Raw genomic sequence first — 16,716 nt, 5'->3', positions numbered from 1 at the left:
TTCCAGTTTATGAGTAAGATGATGCATGACCAACATTCTGCTTCCGTACCCGCTTCTCAGGATCGTCGCAATTTTCTGATCGCCGGAGCTGGTCTGGCGTTGGCCGCTACCACCCTTGGCAGGAGCGGTGCAGTGATGGCGAAACCGGCGGGTCAGGACACGTCGAACGCCTCTTCGGATGCTGTTCCCGTCCAGAAGGAAACCTTAACCACGCGTAAACTCGGCTCGCTGGAGGTTTCCAGCATGGGATTAGGGTGCCTGCCGATGGTGGGGTATTACGGCGGTGGTCCGCGCGATCGTAAAGCAATGGTTTCGCTCATCCGGGCAGCCTTTGAACAAGGTATCACGTTCTTTGATACTGCTGAGGTGTATGGCCCCCATCTCAGTGAAGAATTTGTCGGGGAAGCACTGGCCCCTGTTCGCGATCGTGTGGTGATTGCCACTAAGTTCGGTTTCGGTGTCGAGGAGGGTAAGCCTACATCCCTTAACAGCCACCCTGACCATATCCGCCGTGCCGTAGAAGGCTCGCTAAAGCGTCTGAAAACGGACCACATCGATCTTCTTTATCAGCATCGCCCCGATCCTCATGTGCCGATCGAGGATGTGGCGGAAACCGTGAAGACGCTGATCCAGCAGGGTAAAGTTAAACACTGGGGACTGTCGGAAGCGAGTGCCAGGACAATCCGGCGCGCACATGCGGTACTCCCTGTGACCGCAGTACAGAGTGAGTATGCCATGTGGTGGCGTGAACCGGAGACGCGGATATTTCCAACGCTCGAAGAGCTGGGTATCGGCTTCGTACCTTACTGCCCGACCGCCCGCAGTTTCCTTGCCGGGGCAGTCAATCCAAGTCAGCGGTTCGACAGCACAGATCGGCGGCATAACCTGCCACGCTTCCAGCCCGATGCACTGGCCAAAAACATGGTACTGCTTGAATTCGCGCAGTCGTGGGCCCGTCGCAAAAACACCACTCCAGTTCAGTTCGCGCTGGCCTGGGTTATGGCTCAGCGGCCATGGATTGTCCCCATCCCGGGTACTACGCAATATCCGCACCTGATAGAAAATAGCGGTGCACTGCAAGTCCGGTTGACGGACAGCGAGCTACGCGCAATCGATGCGGCGCTTGCCAAAATCCCATTGCAGGGCGGTCGTGCAGATCCGTTTACCGAAAGTCAGTTTGATAAAAGTCAGTGACCGGGAATACGTTACCTGGGAGACCCGGCAATGCCGGGCCAGGGTAGGGTGTTAACAGTTCTGGATTGCTAAAGGCGGAGTGAGTGAAGGCGGCGTATCCGGAAGCGGGGGAACGATCCCGTCAACAGGGTGTGGCAGATAGCGTGCCTCGAGTTCCGTGATTTCTGCATCGCTAAGTGAAAAGTCCAGCGCGCTAATAGCCGTGGAAAGATGTTCTGGTTTCGTTGCGCCAATGATCGGTGCTGTGATGACCGTTTTTGATAACAACCAGGCAATTGCAACATAAGCTCTTGGCACATCGTGCTTTTCGGCAATTTTGGCAACAACATCAATAACGGGCTTATCCAGAAGGGCTGCGTTCTCGTACATTTTTAACGCAAAGGCATCGTTTTGCGTTCGTCGGGACGTGACAGCCCAGTCGCGCGTGAGCCTGCCGCGTGCCATCGGACTCCAGGGGATCACTCCAACGCCCTAGTCTTCACACAGGGGGAGCATCTCGCGCTCTTCTTCCCGGTAAAGCAGGTTGTATTGAGGTTGCATCGTTATAAATCGGGTCCAGCCGTTACGCTCAGCTGTATGCTGCATTTTTGCAAAGCGCCAGGCCACCATAGACGATGCGCCGATATGTTGCGCCACGGAAAGAAGGTCTTTGTCGCCACAACGATCTCGTCGCGTCTGGCCATTTCTCTCAGCGCTTTTCCAGTAATCTCTTCTGAACTTCCGCCCGAGTAGATATTCGCGGTATCAAAAAAATTAATGCCTGCTTCAAGCGCCTGACGGATGAGCGGTCGTGACGCCTTTTCATCCAGAGACCAGGGCTGAGGCAAACGTTCAGGTTCACCATAGCTCATACAACCGAGACAAAGACGGGAGACTTTCAAACCGCTACGACCCAGATTCACATACTTCATTCAGTGTTCCTTCTTTTATTGCCAGCAATTCTGTATGTGACAGGTTATTGCACTGAAACGAAGGTAACCAGCAGTCGCAGCTGAATAGTGTTGTGAATTATGCTCACAAATAGTTGTGGTCAGCGAAAGGCTTTACTGAAGAATACAATCACAGAACCCATTTCCAGTGTCATATACAAAAGAATATGCTAAAAATCTGGAGTCTGTCTCTAATCCAACCGCGTATTACTCATCAACGTTTTCCATCAAATCCACCATCGCGCCTTTATGCGCTTCAACGTAGCGAATATAGCGCATCAACGTTTCCGGTTTTTTCCAGGTGCCTTCCTGCATAATCTGCGCCACTGAATAACCTTTACGGGCCAGATCCTGTGCGGCACCGACGCGTGCGCTGTGTCCGCTCCAACGCCGGTAGCGATTTTTATTGGGCCTGGCGGTGGCACTCTGTCCGGCTACCTGCCAGGCGCGGGTAAAGATACTTTTCAGCGCGGGCGTACTCATCGGCTGGCGAGTGGCAATCAGCACTTTACCCGAACGATGAATCGGGCAAAACAGAAAGGCTTCCGGCTCACCAGTCAGACCGGAGGCGATCAGCCATCTGGTCAGCACCGCTGAGGATTTTGCGCTCAGCGCCTTAACCAGGCTACCGGTATCCAGCAGCGTTTTGGTCCACGAGCCTTCAAGAATAATACGGCCATCTTCTGCGCGCATAATATCGCCAACGCGAAAGCGCGCAACCTCGCTGATACGCATCAGAGTGCTGTACGCCACATGTAAAAATGCCAGATCGCGCAGATTTTGCAGAGTTTGATTTTCCGCCCAGGCCGCCTCGACCTTTTGCAGATCGCTGATATGAAACGGCACCGCCTGTCCGGTACGTTCGCCGGAGATCACCGCGACGCGGTTAATTTTTTTACGTGCGCGGGAAACCAGCGGAGAAGTAGAGGGTGGCACCAGGCCCGCATTGCGATGCAGCATGGCAATCAGCGACTGATGCGTACCGATGGTAGAAGAGGCCCGCCCAATAGACTGTAAATAACTGAGATAGTCGCGCAGATCTTCCGGCGACATCGGCAGCAGCGAACGACCGTTGGCTAACGCCCAGCGATGACAAACGCGCATAACGCTCAGCAGCTGCCGCCACGTATTAGGTGAGAAGGCATCTTTATCCTGCACAAATTCCCGCAGGCGCTGGGCAAGATCGTCATCTGTCGTTGAGAGCGGAAGAAGCGGGGCAGCGGTGACTATTTCATCCATATTTGTACAACTTATCGGCAAAACAGCAGGCGATCGCGCTACGTGAATTCTGAGAAATCGTCAGGGTCATAACCCGGTAAATTTCACGTAGCGTTGTCATTTACTGGCGATATCTTCGCCAGGTGCAAACGTGACAGATGATGCTTTTTCATTCAGCAGGATCTGGCATAGCCGCTCCCGATTATCAGGATCGAGGTGCGATCCGCATCATAGCGGCTTTCAATACGAAAGTCGCTAACTTTATATAATGCCAATTATATAAAGTTAGCGATCCGGATCGATCGGTTAGCGTTGTGTGCTCGGACAGGTGGCGTTGGGGTTAACCCGTGTACCGTAAGATGTTGTCGGCAGATAATGTCAGGCAGAGCTTAAGGATGTGGAGGCAAACGATCGTGCCCTGAAAATGTCCCCTGCCGCCAGGCGACAGGGGAAGGTTCAGAAAGAGATCATTTTACCTGGAGAGAGCTTAGCGGAAATGCCCAGCAGGGTTTTCGCCAGCGGAATCGCTACCGGCGCCAGAGCGCGCCCAATCATTAGCGGCGTATGTTTGATAGCGGTCAGCATGGCAAAATCGGTGTTGGCGTTAATAATATCATCCCTGATCGCTTTGCCGATCCGCACCGTTTGCGCGATGCCGTGACCGCTCCAGCCGTGTACCGAATAAATCCTGCCGTTCTTGCCGCTTCTGCGGCAGTCGGTGGCACCGTTCAGCGTCAGATCGGTGGTGCCGCTCCACGCAAAATCCAGCTCCAGCTCAGGGCGATCGGGGAAAACCGCACGCATACGCGAGGTTAAATAATCCACCGTTTTACTGTTGTCCCAGCGCATTCCCGTGCCCTGACCGCCGAAAAGCAGGCGCTCGTTACGCACCGGGCGATAGTAATCGATCTGCAACTGTGTGTCGTAAACCGGCTTGCCGGTTGGCAGCAGGGTTTTCGAGCCGCCTTCCACCGGCGATGTGACGCCCACGTAAGTGTAAAAAGGAATCGTGGTGGCGTTGTTTTTATCCAGCAGAGTATGGGTGGCGTCATGCACCGCGATTACCACGCCGCGTTTGGCCTTGATTACGCCCTCTGCGGTATAGACGCGGGTAACACCGCCGATCTCTTCGATTTTTATCACCTCGCTGTGCTCATAGACGCTGCCGCCGTTTAACAGGAAACCGTAAATCAGCCCGCGATTAAGCGCCAGAGAGTGAACCTGCCCACCCAGATCGTCCAGCACGCCGCCATAATAGGCTTCGGAATGAATATGATCCTGTAGCTGATAGGCTCCCAGTACCGTGACATGATCCTCACCGAGGAACCTGCGTGCATCGGCGGCCTGTACCAGCGCATTCATATGCCCCGGATGCACCGCCGCGGTAATATGTCCCGTCTGGCGATCGAAAGCGAGGCCGTAACGGCTGGCGATCTCATCAATCAAAGACATCGCTTCGGTTGAAGTGAAATGCCACAGCCGTCTGGCTTCTTCGAAGCTGAGATTTTCCAGCATTGATTCGGCTTCCCAGCGTGCCAGGCCAGGGGTGAGCTGCCCGCCGTTGCGCCCGGAGGCACCGGCACCGATGGTGTTCTTTTCCAGCAACACGGTATCGATGCCCGATTCAGAAAGATGCAGGGCAGTAGAAGCACCGAGCAGCCCACCACCAATCACTACGAGATCACACTCTTTCTCCTCCTGCAAGGAAGGGAAATTAATCCAGGGTGCGAGTGTAGACTCGTAGTAATTTGCTGGATTCCCCGGGTCAATATTGTCCGTGGCATCGCTATTTCTTACCCAGCTCCAGTCGCCGTCGCGTTGCGCCTGGCTTGAGACCGGAAAAGTCGCATCCGGCATTAATACGGGTTTTATTAAGTTTGTGCAGTTATTCATAGGTTAAGCTCGGTTGATTACTGTTTTCACAGGTAGACTCACTGTGATGCCTGTTTGCAAATTACTCAGAAATAACGATTTCCTTTTTGGTAAAACCGCAATAGATCACCCAGACGATGCCAAGCGTGGCCCACACCGAGCCCAGCATGAAAGCATCGTGATCCAGATTCAGCCACATGATTGCCACGCAGCCCAGCCCGGCCAGCGGTAACATAACGTTGATAAAAATTTCCCGCAGGCAGCCGATTTTTTTATGGTTGAAGGCAAAGTGAATAATGACGGAGAGGTTAACCGCACTGAAGGCGACCAGCGCGCCGAAGCTGATTAACGATACGGCGGTATTCAGACCGATAAAAATTGAGCTCAGAGAAATCAGACCGATCAGCAGTACGCAGTAAACCGGGTTATTGTTTTTGGGATGCAGATAACCAAAAAAGCGGTGAGTGAACGGGTTATCTTTACCCATAATGTGTAACAGCCGGGCCGCGCTGGCATGTGAAGCCAGCGCCGAAGCGAAGGTGTTAAACAGGATGGCGACCAAAAACAGCATCTGAAAGATTTTTCCACCGACGTAAAGCACGATCTCCGGCAGCGCTTCCATCGGATTTTTAAATTCAGAGTTATCGGGATAATAGAGCTGAATAAACCAGGCGGCGACAAAAAATATCGCTCCGCCACTCAGCGCGGTGAAGAAAATGGCTCTGGGGATAGTATATTCTGGCTGCCGGGTTTCATCTGACATCGTGGTGACGGCATCAAAACCAAGAAATGAAAAACAGAGCACTGCCGCTCCGCTAATTAATGGCGTAATACTGTCGTTGCCGTTAAACAACGGTTTCATTGTGAATACATGATCGGAGCCAAATTCTGCCAGCAGATTATGAATTACAAAATAGACAAATACCCCCATTAAAATAACGGGTATGCCGACAAAGATAAAATTCGCGTTAGCAAGCGTTTTTATATTGCAGCAGTTAACCCAGGTCACCAGCGTGGTAAAAAGTAAAATTGATATCCAGACCGGCACCTGCGGCAGCAGGGTTTGCAGATAAATTCCCGCCAGCAGCGAGTTAATCATCGGAAGGAAAATATAGTCCAGTAGCGAAGACCAGCCCACCATAAAACCGGTATTATTACCGCAGACGTTTCTGGCATAGGTATAGGCTGAGCCTGAGCTGGGATGCAGACGTACCATTCTGCCATAGCTGATAGCGGTTAACAGGACGGCGGCAATCGCCAGCAGATAGGCCAACGGCACCCGGCCTTCAGTAATTTGTGAAACAATACCGAACGTATCGAAGACGGTCATCGGTGTCATATAAGCGATACCGATGATGACCACCTGCCAGACTGAAAGATTGATTCTTTTTCCCGATTTTATACTCATGCAAATGTCTCATTAAAAAGTAACCGCGCGCCATTATTTTTTCAGCCCTGAGCGAGCTAAAAAGTGCTTATACAGCCATAATGGAATGGGGAAGGGCAGCGCTCTTAATTGTTACTTCCTTTTTAATTATGAGCGTATTGCCTTCGTCATTACCGGAATACACGCTAACGTTATCTGACCGCCTGAAAATAGAGGCGATAAGAATAATGTATTTAATAAGCCTTTACGTCTGCGTTCTGAAACAGCACATCCTGTTGCAGGTAGCTGCCGTACGGTAATGACTAAAAGAGGCGTTATCTATAAAATCCAGACCGGTGGTAATTTAACAGTGAAACACGAGCGGAGGTCTGTCTCATCATTTCATTACTGCGCCCTGTGTTGCTCCGGCGGGATGGGATCATCAGGCTATTCATCAAAAACACTCCGTCTTCGCTGAGGGATGATCAATTTATAAAACATATTATTTAATATGTATATTGCCGTAAGTCACAAATTTGTTAAGTATTTTGCATGATGATGTTAATTAAGGAAATTTTTTATCGTGGCTTACACGGCACTCTTTCATTTAATTCCTTGAATAATAACGTAAAAGAAAAAGCTATGACCGCAGCTTTAGATCAGAAGATAATATTATCGACTTATGGTGCATCAGCCGTTTTTATCATTTACTGGCCAGGAATATTCCTAATATCAGCGATAAACCCGCAGGATTAAGCTCATATAAAAATCCCCTGGCAGATAAGGGGATTTATTTTTACCGTCAGGCAAGCGCGTTTACTTACTGCTGCTCCGGCACTGTTTTATCAACGGTTACCGCTTTAACCAGGGCTGCCAGTCGGTTAAAGCACGGTTCCAGTTCACGCTCGTCAATATGGGCAAAGCCCAGCAGCAGGCCAGGTGTTTTATCTTCACCAATGTAATAACGAGACAGGGGACGAACCAGCAGTCCTTCGTTGTTGGCGTGCTGCGCCAGTGCAACATCATCAGTACCATCAGGTAATTGTAAAATCAGATGCAGTCCGGCATTACTGTTGTACTGACCGAGATAGTCGCTGCCCAGTCGGGTAAGGATCAGCGTAACCAGCGCCTGACGGCGGCGCGCATAAAGCTGGCGCATTTTACGAATGTGCGCGGCGTAATAGCCCTCACTGATAAAATCCGCCAGCGCTCCCTGCATCTGCAAATGCCCACCGCGATAAAGTTCGTTATGTATTTTCTTCAGCGAGGCCGCCAGCGGAGCGGGCAAAACTACGTAGCCCAGCCGCAGCGCGGGATAGAGCGTTTTACTGAAGGTGCCGATATAGATGACCGGGCCGTGCTCTTCCAGTCCCTGTAGTGAAGGAATCGGCTGACCGGCGAAGCGGAATTCACTGTCATAATCATCCTCAACGATCCAGCTACGGGTTTCTCTTGCCAGTGCCAGCAGCGTTTTACGGCGGCTCAGGCTCATTACCGATCCCAGCGGATACTGGTGTGATGGGGTAACGAAAATTAACCGTGGCGCAGGCCGATGCGGCTCTCCGGCAACCATGCCCTGTTCATCCACCGGCAGGGCTGAAAAGTTAACCGCGTTCATACGCAGAATATTTTTAATTCCCCAGTAGCCAGGCTCTTCAATCCAGGCGTTGTCGCCGGGGTTGCACAGCGAGCGCGTGACCAGATCCAGCGCCTGATGTATGCCTTCGGTAATCAGTATCTGATCGGGCGAGCAGCGTACGCCGCGTGCGCTGCGCAGATAATCAGCCAGCGCGCTTTTCAGCCTTGCCGCACCGCCGACCGTATCGTAAGTGAGGTGTTCCGGGCGCGCCTGCCGGGTCTGGCGATCGTAGAATTTTTTCAGGATGCGATGGGGGAAACTCACTACGTCAGGTACGCCAGGCAGAAAGGGGCCCCACTGTTTAGGGCTGGCGCTGGCATTGCCGAGTAGCTCAAGCCCACGCGCGGAAAGGCTGCCGTAATCCTCTTCATTTACCCGCGTCGCCTGTTTTTCCGGGCTGGCGTCAAGGTTATCCAGCACGCTGTCGGTAACGAAGGTGCCGCTGTTGGTGCGGGTGGAGATGTAGCCCTCCGCCTGTAACTGCTCATAGACCCGCAGCACCGTATTACGCGATAAGCCCAGCTCTTCCGCCAGATCGCGTGAAGGCGGCATACGCACCGCAGGCCGCAGGCTGCCGTCAAGAATAGAACGGCAGATGGCGCTATAGAGCCGCTTATGCAGCTTTCCCTCATCACGCTGTGAAAATGCGTGCTTGATCACATCTACGGCAAGTGAACGCATGTGGATCCTATAATTAAAACGATCTGGCTCTCGATTAAGGTACCAGACGCTGACAGATTGTGCCTCACAGACCCCAAATAATAATGAATGGACGAGGCACACGATGAACAATAACCAGTTACAGCAGCGTCGCCTGGACGCTACCCCACGCGGCGTTGGCGTAATGTGTAATTTTTATGCCAGCTCGGCTGAGAACAGTACGCTGACTGATGTAGAAGGCAATCGCTACATCGATTTTGCCGCCGGTATCGCCGTACTGAATACCGGACACCGCCACCCGCGTATCGTACAGGCGCTGGAAAACCAGCTGAAGGCCTTCACCCATACCGCTTATCAGATTGTCCCTTATGAAAGCTATGTCTCGCTGGCAGAAAAAATTAACGCCGCCGCACCGCTGAAAGGGCCACTGAAGACCGCCTTCTTTTCAACCGGCGCGGAAGCGGTAGAAAACGCGATTAAGATTGCCCGTGCGCATACCGGACGCCCCGGCGTTATCGCCTTCGGCGGCGGATTCCACGGACGTACCTATATGACGATGGCGCTGACCGGCAAAGTCGCGCCTTATAAAAAAGGGTTCGGCCCGTTCCCCGGATCGGTGTTCCATGTGCCGTACCCGTCAGAGCTGCATCATATTTCCACGGCGGATACCCTGACCGCTATCGAACGGCTGTTTAAGGCGGATATCGATCCGACGCAGGTAGCGGCGATTATTTTCGAACCGGTGCAGGGCGAAGGCGGATTCAACGTAGCGCCGCGTGAACTGGTGGCGGCGATCCGTCGTCTTTGCGACGAGCACGGCATCGTGATGATTGCTGATGAGGTACAGAGCGGTTTTGCCCGTACCGGCAAAATGTTTGCGATGGACCATTACGCCGACCAGCCCGATCTGATGACCATGGCGAAAAGCCTGGCGGGTGGGATGCCGCTTTCCGGCGTGGTAGGTAAAGCGGATATCATGGATGCGCCTGCGCCGGGCGGGCTGGGTGGAACCTATGCAGGCAACCCGATGGCGGTCGCTGCGGCTCATGCCGTGCTGGATATCATTAAGGATGAGAAACTGTGCCAGCGCGCTGATGCGCTCGGCGAGCGTCTGCGCCTGACCTTGACCGATTGCCGTGAGCACTGCCCGGAGCTGGCGGAAGTGCGTGGGCTCGGCTCAATGATCGCGGCGGAATTTTGCGATGCGCAGACCGGCGCGCCTTCTGCGGCTACCGCTCAGCGTATTCAGAAAGCCGCGCTGGAGCAGGGGCTGCTGCTGCTGACCTGCGGTCAGTATGGCAACGTAATCCGCTTCCTCTATCCGCTGACGATTCCTGATGAGCAGTTCGACGCGGCGCTGAAAATCATTGCTTCCGCCACCAGGCCGTAAGAGGCGTTACCATGAAACTGAATAACGCAGATCTTTTTATTGAAAAGAACCTGATCGACGGCGTATGGATCACTGCCGATAGCGGGCAGCGGCTGACGGTGAAAAATGCGGCGACCGGTGCCGCGATCGCTGAGGTGCCGCTGCTGGGCCAGGCGGAAACGCAGCGCGCTATCGATGCGGCGGAAGTGGCACAGCACGCATGGAAACGTCGCTCCGCCGCCGAGCGGGCAAAAGTGCTGCATCAGTGGGTGCGGCTAATCGAAGAAAACCGCGAAGATTTAGCCAGCCTGATGACCGCTGAAGGCGGTAAACCGCTGGCCGAAGCGCGCGGCGAGGTAGGCTACGCTGCCTCTTTCATTACCTGGTTTGCCGAGGAAGCAAAGCGTATTGATGGTGCGCTGCTGCAACCGGTCAATCCAACGCAGCGCTATATCGTCAGTAAGCAGCCGATCGGCGTCTGTGCCGCCATCACGCCGTGGAACTTTCCGGCAGCGATGATTACCCGCAAAGTGGCACCGGCGCTGGCGGCAGGCTGCGCGATTATCGTTAAACCGGCAGAGCAGACGCCGCTCACCGCTCTGGCGCTGGCCAGGCTGGGCGAAGAGGCGGGGCTACCGCCGGGCGTGCTACAGGTAGTGACCGGGGATGCGAAAGCGATCGGCGGTGAACTCTGCCGTAACCCAAAGGTGCGCAAACTGAGCTTTACCGGCTCGACGGAAACCGGACGCCTTTTGATGGCGCAGTGCGCGCCAACAATAAAGAAACTCTCGCTGGAGCTGGGCGGCAACGCGCCGGTGATCGTGTTTGACGATGCCGATCTGGAGCTGGCGGTCAGCGGCATTATGGCATCGAAATTCCGTAACAGCGGGCAAACCTGCGTTTGTGCCAACCGCATTTACGTGCAGCGCGGTATCTATCCGGCACTGGCGGATGCGCTGGTTAATGCGGTGCAGTCGCTGAAAGTGGGCAACGGTATGGAAGAGAAGGTGACGCAGGGGCCGCTTATCGATGCGCGTGCCGTCAGTAAAGTAGAGCAGCATATCAGCGATGCGCTGGAGCAGGGCGCATCACTGCTGACGGGCGGTCATCGTCATCCGCTGGGCGGGAATTTCTTTACCCCAACGGTTGTTGGCAACGTGACCCAGGCGATGCGCTTTGCCCGCGAAGAGACGTTTGGGCCGGTTGCACCGCTGATCCCTTTTGATACCGACGAAGAAGTTGTCGGCTATGCCAACGATACGGAGTTTGGCCTGGCGGCCTATCTGTTTACCCGTGACGCCCGTCGTCAGTGGTTAATTCCGGAAGCGCTGGAGTATGGCATGGTTGGCGTTAATACCGGCCTGATCTCTAACGAAGTCGCGCCCTTTGGCGGCATCAAGCAGTCCGGGCTGGGCCGGGAAGGATCGCGTTTTGGTATCGATGATTATCTTGAACTGAAATATATCTGTGTCGCGCTGTAATTAACACTGTATTCCCTGGTGTCTGGCTCGCTTGAGCACCGACGATAGCTGTTATCGTCGGTTTTTTTATGTCCGTAATCCGCTTGCCTTGCGCCACAGCCCGGTTAGAGCAACGACTGAAAATAGTTATGTTCTTTTTGTTAAGGCGTTAACAAAATTGTGACATTGGCAATATACATATAACTTATTATGTTTTATAAATTTCATCCTGTCGCCTGCGATTATGCCCTTAAAGAGAGTAAGATATGGAACAGACAACGGATAAGAAAAGCGATAAAAATCAACCTGCAAATAAAGAACAGTTCAACCGATCGATCGGCTTAATTTCAAATTTCGCCCTGGGTTTCACTTACCTTTCCCCGCTAACGGCGGTTTATTCGCTGTTTGCGCTGGCCGTCACTCTGGCAGGGCCGCCCGCTGTCTGGTGGATCCTGATTGTCGCCTGCGGGCAGCTGCTCGTGGCGCTGGTATTCGGCGAAGTGGCTTCGCAGTATCCTATCACCGGCGGGCTCTATCCCTGGGCAAGACGGCTGTGGGGCAAACGCTACGCCTGGATTGCGGCATGGATTTACCTGTGGGCGCTGGTGGTTACCATCACTTCGATTGCAGAGTACACCGCTACCTTTGTCGCCTCGCTGTTCCACTATGCACCGACACCGGGCAATATGCTGATGACCTCGGTGGTGCTGCTGCTCATCATGATGGGCGTCAATATGTCCGGTACTAAAAACCTCGCGCGCGTGGCTAAAATCGGCTTCTGGTGTGAAATTGTCAGCGTTATCGCGCTGGGTATCTACCTGCTGATTTTCCATCGCTCTCAGCCTTTCTCCGTACTGTTTGATTCAATGGGTGTCATTGCCAAAGATGGCAGCTACGGCACCGCGTTTATGTCTGCCGCGCTGATGGGCCTGTTTATGTTCTTCGGCTTCGAAGCCTGCGGCAACGTGGCGGAAGAGGTGAAAAACCCCGGTAAGAAAATCCCGGTTGCGATGATCCTGAGTATCGTCTTTGGCGCGATTTCAGCGGTGATTTCCGTGCTGGGCTATCTGCTCTCCTCGCCGGATCTGCTGAATATCGTCACCGGTAAAATCGCCGATCCGATCCCGGCAATTCTGAATGAGGCGTTGGGCAGCACCGGCGCAACCATCTTTATCGTGGTTGCTATCATCGCCATGCTCTCCTGTATCCTGTCGTTACAGGCGGCACTGAGCCGTCTTATCTTCTCCTTCTCTCGTGACAGAATGCTGCCAGGCAGCGAGTGGATGGCTAAGATTTCCAAAAACAGCGTGCCGGATAACGCCATGATCGTCAGCTGCCTGTTGCCGGTGGTGATCTGTGTTTGGGTCTACTTCCAGCCTGACAACCTGTCGCGCATTACCGCTTTTGCGGTGATCGGTATCTATATTTCCTTCCAGATGGTGGTGCTCGCGGCCCTGCGTCAGCGCCTGAAAGGGTGGAAACCTGCCGGAGAGTGGACGGTTGGCGGCTGGGGAATGCTGGTTAATTTCCTGGCGCTGGCCTATGGTATTGGCGGCATCTGGCTGCTGGCACAGCCGACCGACAGCGAGGCGTTTATTGACCGCTGGACCGTACTGGTTGGGCTGGCGATTGTCATCCTGTCAGGGCTGATCTATATGACGCTGGCGAAGCCGTTTGGTCGCTCCAGCGCGCCGGAAAATGACGCTATTGAGTATGCAACCCGGCTGAACACCGGACAGGATTACTAAGCAAAAGGGCCTGCGGGCCCTTTATTTTGCTGGTGATGTACGTTGAAAGGCCTGTGGGCCTTTTTTACTGTCGATACAGCATGAAGTAATCGGTCTGATAAACCGGCTCGTTTTCCGGCGCGTTAAGCAGTTCACCGATACGCAAAAGGGGATTGGTTGAGAAAACGATGCGCCGATCGCGGTTAGTGAGAATAATCCGCTGCTGCTGGCACAATGGCAGCAGTTCCTCTTCCACCCGGCTTACCAGAATATCCAGCGCCGCCACGCCCAGCGTTTTTCCCTGCACGCAGACCGGAAACGCGGCGGTCAGGGTAAGCGAAGTATTACAGATATAATCAACGTAGGGGCCGTGAATATAGGCGGAACCTTTCGTCGGTGAGGATTTGAACCATTCGAAGGTACGAAAATCGAGCCGCTGCTGCGTTGCCTGATCGAGATCGAGGCTGACCTGGGTCAGGCCATTATCTTTTTTATACCACCACTCCAGCAGCCAGTATTCGCGTACTGACCCGGCGCTCTCTATGTGGCTGGCGAAACCGGTGCCGGAACAGTAGGGATTATCGTTGAGCGTTGCTTTGATATGTGCCTGGATAGCGGTTTTGACGGCTGGCTCCAGCAAAACCTCCGGAGAACTGGCCTGCGAATAGCTGAGCGTTTCGCCAATCCTGGCGGCCAGTGAACCGGTGCTTTCCACCGCTGAATTGACGATATCGTCAATTTTGTCGGTAAGGGCGCGTAGGGTAACCGATAAATTCATGAGTAAAACTGCCTTTGCAGATAATTAGTCTGAATGATAATTCATTTTCTTTTCAATTAGATACGAAGTAAACGTTTCAATAATCCGGATAGCTGCCTTAACCGAGGCCGCCTCTGAATGAGCGGCGAGCGCGTCTGCCAGTTCGACGTAAAGTGCGATAATTTCACGATGGATCTCATCGGAACGATAAAGCGCCGCTACCAGCGATGCCCATTCAGCCTGGAGCTGTAACTCCTGGTTCGCCAGCCTGGCCGACTGCGAGCTGGCCGCAATCGCCAGCAGGCAACGCATATCCGCCTGGGTTCTCAGTTCCCGCGTATCTGCCGTTTTCAGTAACTCGATAAACTCCCTGAGCCTGTTCAGATCCGCTTCGGTCATTCGGCGCGAGGCCAGCCTGGCGCTGTGGCTGATTACTGCGCTGTGCATCTCGCCTAAATCGGCCAGATAGTCCGTACTGATGGACTTAAACGGATGAAGATTACTGCCGCTGTTGCTGACGTTTTCACACACGAAACTGCCACCGTTACGTCCCCGGACGGTATGGATCAGCGCATTTGCCCGTAAGGTATTCAGGGCTTCCCGAATCGTAATATGGGAGACGCCCATCATTCTGGCCAGATCCGTTTCATTCGGTAACTGTTCGTGCGGTTCTAGAAGGCCGGTGATAATGGCGTTAGAAAGCCGCTGAACGATCTGGTCCGAGCGGCTGGCCTGTCCGATAGGTGCAAAAATAACCGCGTGAGTAATCATAATCTTCTCTGAAAACATCCCTTATACAGGTTGCCATAATTAACATAATCATAGCTTTCACGAAAGTAGATAATCAGCGGGTTAAAGGCTGTATTTTTGCCATAAATCCGCCATTGACAGCCATTTTTATGATGATTTAAGCAATTGTCCTCGCGGTAACTCTCCTCCATGAAAGTGATAATGTAAAAAAAAATAGATTCATGTAACTTAATTGTGAGAATTTGCGAGGTGCATCATGTTGTCGCGGCTTCGTTGTTGAAACAACGCACCATAATATATTACATAATATTTTATATGTTTTATGTAAACGGAGAGCGCGATGAAAACCTTAGAGCACTTTATTGATGGGAAGTCGGTAGCACATCAGGGCAGTCATTTTTTCGATCTGGTCAGCCCGGTTGATGGTGAAACGTATGCGCTGTCACCTGACGGCAGCCAGGCTGATGTCGATCTGGCCTATGCCGCAGCCCAGCGCGCCTTCGCCGTATGGAAAAAATCCACGCCTGCTGAAAGGCAAAAGGCGCTGCTGGGACTGGCTGATGTGATTGAAAAAAATGCCGGTCGTCTGGCGGAAGCGCAGAGCAGGGAAACCGGTCAGCTGCGGCACTTTATCGAAAAAGAAGAGATTGCCGCCTCCTGTGATGCCATTCGCTTTTTTGCCGGTGCCGCGCGCTGTCTGGAAGGCAAAGCGGCAGGTGAATATGCCGCGGGTTTCACCTCGGTGATCCGCCGCGAGCCGCTTGGCATCGTCGGTCAGGTTACACCGTGGAATTATCCTTTTATGATGGCGGTCTGGAAAATCGCCCCGGCGCTGGCTGCCGGTAATACGGTCGTTCTGAAGCCAAGCGATACTACGCCGGTCAGTACCCTGATGCTGGCTGAACTGGCGGCACCGTTCTTCCCGGCGGGCGCGTTTAACGTGGTGCTGGGCAAGGCGGCAACCGGTTCGATGGTGGTTTCTAACCCCGTGGCTTCCCTGGTTTCCATTACCGGATCGGTACGTGCGGGGCTACAGGTGGCGGCTTCGGCAGCGGCTAACCTGACCAAAGCGCATCTGGAACTGGGGGGAAAAGCACCGGTAATCGTGTTTGCCGATGCGGATCTGGATCGGGCCGTTGAGATCATCACTACCGCCGGCTTTTTCAATGCCGGGCAGGACTGCACCGCCGCCACGCGTATCCTGGTAGAAGAGGCGGTTTATCCCGTTTTCCTTGAAAAACTGGTCGCTAAAACAAAATCCATCACGTTCGGTACGCCGGATGATACCGATGCCCTGTATGGCGCATTAAACAGCCGTAATCAGCTGGAGCAGGTGAAAGGGTTTATCGAACGCCTTCCGGCCCACGCCAATATCGAAACCGGCGGTCAGCCGGGCAATGGACCAGGGTTCTACTTCCAGCCAACGCTGATTACCGGTCTGAAACAGCATGATGAAGCTATTCAGCACGAAGTTTTTGGTCCGGTAATGACTATCCAGACCTTTGCCAGTGAAGAAGAGGCGCTGAATAAAGCTAACGATGTGGAATATGGTCTGGCCGCCAGCGTCTGGACGCGCAGCCACAGCCGGGCCCAGCGTTTCAGCATCACGCTGGATTTCGGTACGGTGTGGATTAACAACCACATACCGCTGTGTGCGGAAATGCCGCACGGCGGCTTTAAAAAATCTGGCTACGGCAAAGATCTCTCTTCTTACGCGCTGGATGAGTACACGCGTATCAAACACATCATGTGTGACATAACTGAATAAGGGACAG

The 16,716-nt window shown here is 53.4% G+C and carries 12 protein-coding genes and 1 pseudogene; 6 read left to right on the top strand and 7 right to left on the bottom strand.

What is annotated here, in order from left to right; translation table 11 throughout:
- The first annotated feature begins 9 nt into the window (after nucleotides 1-9).
- The gene (locus C7M51_RS06445) at nucleotides 10-1,194 is read left to right on the top strand and encodes an aldo/keto reductase (RefSeq protein WP_167522380.1); all 1,185 of its coding nucleotides are present in this window, start codon (nucleotides 10-12) and stop codon (nucleotides 1,192-1,194) included.
- Nucleotides 1,195-1,245: 51 nt separating this feature from the next.
- Here the strand turns inward: C7M51_RS06445 and C7M51_RS06440 are convergent.
- The 4 genes and pseudogenes from C7M51_RS06440 to C7M51_RS06425 all read right to left on the bottom strand — a co-directional run bounded on the left by C7M51_RS06440 (nucleotide 1,246) and on the right by C7M51_RS06425 (nucleotide 6,621).
- A pseudogene (locus C7M51_RS06440) lies at nucleotides 1,246-2,105 on the bottom strand (aldo/keto reductase).
- Between the two features lie 225 nt (nucleotides 2,106-2,330).
- Nucleotides 2,331-3,362 (bottom strand): tyrosine-type recombinase/integrase, encoded by a 1,032-nt coding sequence (locus C7M51_RS06435; protein ID WP_160621028.1) that lies wholly within the window; start codon nucleotides 3,360-3,362, stop codon nucleotides 2,331-2,333.
- A gap of 435 nt (nucleotides 3,363-3,797) precedes the next feature.
- The gene (locus tag C7M51_RS06430; RefSeq protein WP_160621027.1) at nucleotides 3,798-5,234 is read right to left on the bottom strand and encodes an NAD(P)/FAD-dependent oxidoreductase; all 1,437 of its coding nucleotides are present in this window, start codon (nucleotides 5,232-5,234) and stop codon (nucleotides 3,798-3,800) included.
- A 61-nt stretch (nucleotides 5,235-5,295) separates the two neighbouring features.
- Entirely contained in the window at nucleotides 5,296-6,621 is a 1,326-nt protein-coding gene (locus tag C7M51_RS06425; protein WP_160621026.1) for an APC family permease, read from the bottom strand.
- Between the two features lie 510 nt (nucleotides 6,622-7,131).
- Here C7M51_RS06425 and C7M51_RS06420 point away from each other — a divergent pair.
- Entirely contained in the window at nucleotides 7,132-7,335 is a 204-nt protein-coding gene (locus tag C7M51_RS06420; protein WP_160621025.1) for a hypothetical protein, read from the top strand.
- Nucleotides 7,336-7,399: 64 nt separating this feature from the next.
- Here C7M51_RS06420 and pdxR read toward each other — a convergent pair whose 3' ends face one another.
- Nucleotides 7,400-8,899 carry a MocR-like pyridoxine biosynthesis transcription factor PdxR gene (gene pdxR / locus C7M51_RS06415; protein ID WP_160621024.1) on the bottom strand — a complete coding sequence of 500 codons (1,500 nt, stop codon included), beginning with the start codon at nucleotides 8,897-8,899 and terminating at the stop codon, nucleotides 7,400-7,402.
- A gap of 103 nt (nucleotides 8,900-9,002) precedes the next feature.
- On the opposite strand from pdxR, the gene puuE reads away from it, so the two are divergent.
- The 3 genes from puuE (at nucleotide 9,003) to C7M51_RS06400 (ending at nucleotide 13,455) form a co-directional block, all read left to right on the top strand.
- The gene (puuE, locus tag C7M51_RS06410) at nucleotides 9,003-10,268 is read left to right on the top strand and encodes a 4-aminobutyrate transaminase (protein ID WP_160621023.1); all 1,266 of its coding nucleotides are present in this window, start codon (nucleotides 9,003-9,005) and stop codon (nucleotides 10,266-10,268) included.
- Between the two features lie 11 nt (nucleotides 10,269-10,279).
- On the top strand, nucleotides 10,280-11,728 hold the full coding sequence (locus C7M51_RS06405) for an NAD-dependent succinate-semialdehyde dehydrogenase (RefSeq protein WP_160621022.1): 1,449 nt from the start codon (nucleotides 10,280-10,282) through the stop codon (nucleotides 11,726-11,728).
- Nucleotides 11,729-11,973: 245 nt separating this feature from the next.
- Complete coding sequence (locus C7M51_RS06400) at nucleotides 11,974-13,455, top strand: APC family permease (RefSeq protein ID WP_160621021.1); 1,482 nt, start codon at nucleotides 11,974-11,976, stop codon at nucleotides 13,453-13,455.
- Between the two features lie 64 nt (nucleotides 13,456-13,519).
- Here the strand turns inward: C7M51_RS06400 and C7M51_RS06395 are convergent, their stop codons facing one another.
- Both C7M51_RS06395 and C7M51_RS06390 read right to left on the bottom strand, forming a co-directional pair.
- Complete coding sequence (locus tag C7M51_RS06395) at nucleotides 13,520-14,212, bottom strand: cache domain-containing protein (protein ID WP_160621020.1); 693 nt, start codon at nucleotides 14,210-14,212, stop codon at nucleotides 13,520-13,522.
- A gap of 24 nt (nucleotides 14,213-14,236) precedes the next feature.
- Nucleotides 14,237-14,962, bottom strand: coding sequence for a FadR/GntR family transcriptional regulator (locus C7M51_RS06390; RefSeq protein ID WP_160621019.1), 726 nt, complete (start codon nucleotides 14,960-14,962; stop codon nucleotides 14,237-14,239).
- A 319-nt stretch (nucleotides 14,963-15,281) separates the two neighbouring features.
- Between C7M51_RS06390 and C7M51_RS06385 the strand changes: the two genes are divergently transcribed.
- Nucleotides 15,282-16,709 carry a gamma-aminobutyraldehyde dehydrogenase gene (locus C7M51_RS06385; RefSeq protein WP_160621018.1) on the top strand — a complete coding sequence of 476 codons (1,428 nt, stop codon included), beginning with the start codon at nucleotides 15,282-15,284 and terminating at the stop codon, nucleotides 16,707-16,709.
- The last annotated feature ends 7 nt before the right edge of the window (nucleotides 16,710-16,716 follow it).

Source organism: Mixta intestinalis (assembly GCF_009914055.1).
Taxonomy (GTDB): Bacteria; Pseudomonadota; Gammaproteobacteria; order Enterobacterales; family Enterobacteriaceae; genus Mixta; species Mixta intestinalis.
Note: the sequence above shows the minus strand (reverse complement) of the source record. Positions and strands in the feature narration are given on the sequence as shown.